A 3584-nucleotide genomic window follows, 5' to 3' on the forward strand; every position below is an offset into this window, starting at 1 on the left:
CCTCTGCGTGAGATTCTTTAAGGTCTCACGCAGAGGCGCAGAGACGCAGACGCGGTGTCCCGCGACGCTCGGTAACCCGCGAAACCTCGTCGCGGCTGAAGCGCTCCCGGTGTCGGTCAGGCCGGTAAAGGCGTCGATACTGGTGAAATAGCCATAGGCCGATACACCCCAGTCGCTGAGCCCGGCATCAACCAACCCTTCGGTTTCGCATGTCTGATCGACCCTCTTTGGCTCGGCAGTAAACGGCCACGGTGCAGAAACATCAGGCGCAGGCCATGCAGGCGGGAACGCCCCGTCCGTCAGCGGCGTCTGACCGATCCTGGCCGCTGCGCCGGGCACCGGATAGGGCTGCCTGCGGCCGCCGCAACCGGACCGGGCACTGGGAATCGAGCACCGGGCTTGCCTGCAAGTCGGGCGGCCGGACTGACGGCACCGACCCGCACGGACGGCTCGGGTACAATAACCCGACTCGGCACCCCTGCCCACCCCCCATCGCCCACCGGAGACCCCCATGGGAATCACCGCCCTGATCCTTCTTGCGCTGCTCCTGGCGGCGGTGGTCTACACGATCCAGATCTACAACAACCTGGTGCGCCTCAAGCACGCGGTGACGCTCGCCTGGTCCAACATCGACGTGGCGTTGAAGCAGCGCCACGACGAGATCCCGAAGCTGGTGGAGGTCTGCAAGCAGTACATGGGCTACGAGCGCGAGACGCTGGAGCGCGTGGTGCGCGCCCGCGGGTCAGTGGCGGAGGCGAGCCGCCGCCAGGACATGCGCGCCCTGGGGGCGGCGGAGACGGATCTCCGCGCCGGGCTCGGGCAGTTGTTCGCCCTGGCGGAGAATTACCCGCAGCTCAAGGCCAACGAGGGCTTTCAGCAGCTCTCCCGGCGTGTCTCCCACCTGGAGGACACCATCGCCGACCGCCGTGAGCTGTACAACGACAGCGTGAACCTCAACAACGTCCGCATCGAGCAGTTCCCGGATGTGCTGGTCGCCCGCTTCATGGGCGCCCGGCCCCGCGAGCTCCTGGAGTTCGCGCAGGAACGCGCGGACCTGGACCTCAAGGCCCTGTTCGGCTGAGGCCGGCCGAGGAACGCGACGATGGCACCCCAGTGGGTCCATGACCTGGTGCTCGGCCTGGACCCGGCGCCATTCTGGTTCCTGTTCGGCACCCTGGCGATCGGTGCGCCCTTGCTGCTGTACCGGGGCAGCCAGGCCTTTTGGCGGCTGCGCACCATCACCGACACCCCCACCGCCCGCATCCAATCCGCACCCCAGGGCTATGTCGAACTCGCCGGCCTCGCGCGCCCCCACCTGGGTCAGGTCCAGGGTCCCCTGACCGGACGGCCCTGCGTCTGGTACCGCTACCGCATCGAGGAGCGCGGCAGCGGGCGCAACAAAGGGTGGCACCGGATCGAGGGCGGCGAGTCCCCCGGGCCCTTCCAACTCGACGACGGCAGCGGACAGTGCCTCGTCGACCCGACCGGTGCCTATGTCCGCCTGCGCCGGGCGGACCGGTGGACCGGCCCGCACCGCAGCCCGCGCAGCGTGACGCCGACCAAGTGGTACCAGGCGAGCGACCAGTATCGCTATGTCGAGGAGCGCATCGATGACGGCGACCCGCTCTATTGCCTGGGCCGCTTCGAGACCCCGCTGCGCGGCCCCGCCGAGCGCGACCAATTGCAGCGCGCCCTGCTCAAGGTCTGGAAGCAGGACCCGGCGCGCCTGGCGCGCATCGACACGAACGGCGACGGGACCATCAGCCAGGAGGAATGGGAGCAGGCGCGCGGTGCCGCCGCCGCCCTGGCCGAGCGCGCTGAGATCAAGCTCAGCGCGGCGCCGGTGCTGGCCCGGCTGGCGGCCACCGGTGACGAACGCCAGCCCTTCGTGATCTCCACCTACGCCGAGGAGGACCTGGCCGCCACGCTGCGGTGGCAGGCCCTGGGTTATAACGCGGCCTTCGTGGCCGCGGCGGTCGCGGCGGTCTTGGCCGGACTGGCGCGGTTCGGCGGATAATCCAGCCAAAGATAGTTGAGCCGCAAATGAACGCAAATGAACGCAAAATTCCACTGCCGACTGCGTTCGCACCTGGGACGGCGCTGGTCTGTACGCGCGGTGATCCGGCTGCTTGGGTAGGACATCGCCTGCCGGTTCTACCGATTTGCGTTTATTTGCGTTCATTTGCGGCTGACTCTTCTTCTCTTCCGGCATGACGCATCAGCCTGAGACATCTGCGCGGCAGCCCGCACCCGGCGACCGGATCATGGTCGGTCTCTCCGGCGGGGTCGACTCCGCGGTGGCCGCCCACCGGCTGATCGAGCAAGGCTACCGGGTCGAGGCACTGTTCATGAAGAACTGGGAAGAGGACGACGAGCCCGGTTACTGCGCCGCCGCCCAGGACCTGGCGGACGCCACGGCGGTCGCGCAACGGCTCGGCATCGCGTTGCGCACGGTCAACTTCGCGACCGAGTATTGGGATCAGGTCTTTGAGTATTTTCTGGAGGAATACCGGGCCCTGCGCACCCCCAACCCGGACGTGCTGTGCAACCGCGACATCAAGTTCCGCGCCTTCCTGGACCATGCGCTGGGGCTGGGTGCGGACTGGATCGCGACCGGTCACTATGCCCGCATCACCCGCGACCCGGACGGCTGCCGGTTGCGCCTGTGCGCCGACCCCAACAAGGACCAGACCTATTTCCTCTACCTGCTGGACCAATCCCAACTGCGCCATGCGCTGTTTCCGCTCGCCGACCTCACCAAGCCCCAGGTGCGCACCATCGCCCGCGGACTTGGTCTCGACAACGCCGAGAAACGCGACAGCACCGGGATCTGCTTCATCGGCGAACGGCGCTTCCGCGACTTCCTCGCCCGCTACCTGCCGCGGGCACCCGGACCGATCGAGACCCCGGACGGCCACCGGCTGGGGGAGCACCAGGGACTCGCCTATTACACCATCGGCCAGCGTCAGGGACTGGGGGTCGGCGGGGTGCTGGGCGGGACCGATGCCCCCTGGTTCGTCGCGGCCAAGGACCCGGGGCGCAATGCGCTGATCCTGGTCCAGGGGGGCGACCACCCGCTGTTGCTATCCCAGTCGCTCACCGCGGACCGCCTGCACTGGATCGGCGCCGTTCCGCCCGGCCCCCTGCCCTTCCCCTGCGAGGCCCGGTTGCGCCATCGGCAACCGTTGCAGGCGTGCACCATCACCATGATCAGCGGCCAGGCGTGCGCGGTGCGCTTTGCCGAGCCCCAGCGCGCCGTGGCCCCCGGGCAGGCGGTGGTCTTTTACGCCGGCGATACCTGCCTGGGCGGGGCGACGGTGGCGCGAGCGAGGTCCCCGTAGCCCGGATCGAGCGCACGCTAGCGGGCCGGGCGGGGCATTCGCCCCGTCCGTAATCGTTTGAAGCTGCCGCCGAATCCGCTATGCGCACCGGCCTCGAAACGTTCAGAGGGTATAGACAAAATTAAGTCGTTGTCGTCATGCGTCGTAGAAGGATCCGCGCCTCAGTGAGCCAGACCCAGGCTTCGGACACGCACAGCAGGCGATCATGGTGCATGATCAAACGGCGTGCGCGCTCGTTCCAGG

General features: G+C 68.1%; 4 protein-coding genes and 1 pseudogene. 3 read left to right on the top strand and 2 right to left on the bottom strand.

Features of this window, described 5'->3' with window-relative positions; translation table 11 throughout:
- The coding region (locus QZY48_RS00445; RefSeq protein WP_295426408.1) for a hypothetical protein at nt 1-339 on the bottom strand (339 nt) is incomplete at its 3' end.
- 172 nt (nt 340-511) lie between these two features.
- On the opposite strand from QZY48_RS00445, the gene QZY48_RS00450 reads away from it, so the two are divergent.
- The 3 genes from QZY48_RS00450 to mnmA all read left to right on the top strand — a co-directional run bounded on the left by QZY48_RS00450 (nt 512) and on the right by mnmA (nt 3341).
- Nucleotides 512-1081, top strand: a complete 570-nt coding sequence (locus QZY48_RS00450) for a LemA family protein (protein WP_295426409.1) — start codon at nt 512-514, stop codon at nt 1079-1081.
- Between the two features lie 21 nt (nt 1082-1102).
- Nucleotides 1103-2017 carry a GIDE domain-containing protein gene (locus tag QZY48_RS00455; RefSeq protein ID WP_295426411.1) on the top strand — a complete coding sequence of 305 codons (915 nt, stop codon included), beginning with the start codon at nt 1103-1105 and terminating at the stop codon, nt 2015-2017.
- Nucleotides 2018-2264: 247 nt separating this feature from the next.
- Nucleotides 2265-3341, top strand: coding sequence for a tRNA 2-thiouridine(34) synthase MnmA (gene mnmA, locus QZY48_RS00460; RefSeq protein WP_295426413.1), 1077 nt, complete (start codon nt 2265-2267; stop codon nt 3339-3341).
- 121 nt (nt 3342-3462) lie between these two features.
- On the opposite strand, the pseudogene QZY48_RS00465 reads toward mnmA, so the two are convergent.
- Nucleotides 3463-3584, bottom strand: a pseudogene (locus QZY48_RS00465) (IS5/IS1182 family transposase); the annotation flags it as partial.

This window comes from uncultured Thiodictyon sp. (genome assembly GCF_903828115.1).
Classification (GTDB): Bacteria; Pseudomonadota; Gammaproteobacteria; order Chromatiales; family Chromatiaceae; genus Thiodictyon.